Source organism: Arsenicibacter rosenii (assembly GCF_001870735.1).
GTDB classification, from domain to species: Bacteria; Bacteroidota; Bacteroidia; order Cytophagales; family Spirosomataceae; genus Arsenicibacter; species Arsenicibacter rosenii.
Genome location: NZ_MORL01000176.1, coordinates 1 through 1,080, shown reverse-complemented (window position 1 = coordinate 1,080; position 1,080 = coordinate 1). Strand labels below are relative to the sequence as shown.

Here is a 1,080-nt window from a genome sequence, read left to right as displayed (position 1 = left end):
GTCACCCTGCAGGTTGGTTGAGTTGTTGTTGTAATACAACCGGCCGAAGTTATCTTTGGTGATGCCCCACTGCCCCCGGTCGGTTGTTGGTTCCTTAATCCATTTACCATTCCGGCGCTGGTAGCGGAAATTATAATTGGCGTTGTAAATCCAGTTATCGATGTTCATCATCAGGCCGTTTGAGGTGTGTTCGACATTTCCGCCCTCGGCATACACCGGATCAACCAGCGTTTTTTTGCCGGGTTTGTCGTTGATAATCTCGACAAACCAGAGCTTAGGCCCATCCACATACAGTAAGCCCCCGTACACATGCGCGATGGAGCGCGGCAACACCAGGCCGTCCAGAAACACCTTTGCCTTATCGGCAACACCGTCTTTGTTCCGGTCTTCGAGAATAACGATCCGGCCACTGGGGTCTTCTTCGCCGATGCCTTCCAGGTTGGGCATGTAGCCGATCATTTCGACTACCCACATGCGGCCTTTGTCGTCGAAATCCATTCCGACAGGCGCGGTCAGCAGCGGTTCAGAGGCAATCAAACGTAACGAAAACCCTTCCTCTACCGTATAATCGGCAGGCGAAAAGCGGGGAATATCCGATGTATTGTTTTGAAAGCCCGCCAGCACAACAGAAAACGCCGCCAGCAGGATAAGCACTAATTTGAATGGTCTTTTTGGAGCCATGTTGGTCAAAGAGTTTATTTTCCGGGAATCATCCGCAACAGGACAACGCCATGGTGGCGTATGTCTGTTTTGAATATATCCGTAAAAATACCAAGGTCTTTTTGTCTCCAAACATCCCGCAGTGTATATCTGCGTACAGAACCGATTTTTGTGAAATCAAACGTGATGTTTCTGGCCGTTTCGTCGCCCCACCGGAAATAGGACTGGGGTGTTTTGCCGAAATCACCGACATGGAAGAGACCGACCGCCAGGGACCCATCCTGCAACGGTTTCACCCAGATCTGAATGCCCTCTGTCTCGTCGACCAACCGGGCCGATTTGCCCAGCGGGTCCTGATCGATGGCAATGACCTCGTCATTGGTCAGCAGGTTAAGGGTAAACGCATCCAGTTGCTCAATC

General features: G+C 51.2%; 1 protein-coding gene and 1 pseudogene. Both read right to left on the bottom strand.

The annotated features are described in order from the left end of the window. The coding region (locus tag BLX24_RS30655; RefSeq protein ID WP_445422166.1) for a DUF7133 domain-containing protein at positions 1 to 681 on the bottom strand (681 nt) is incomplete at its 3' end. Between the two features lie 14 nt (positions 682 to 695). Then, positions 696 to 1,080, bottom strand: a pseudogene (locus tag BLX24_RS30650) (NPCBM/NEW2 domain-containing protein); the annotation flags it as partial.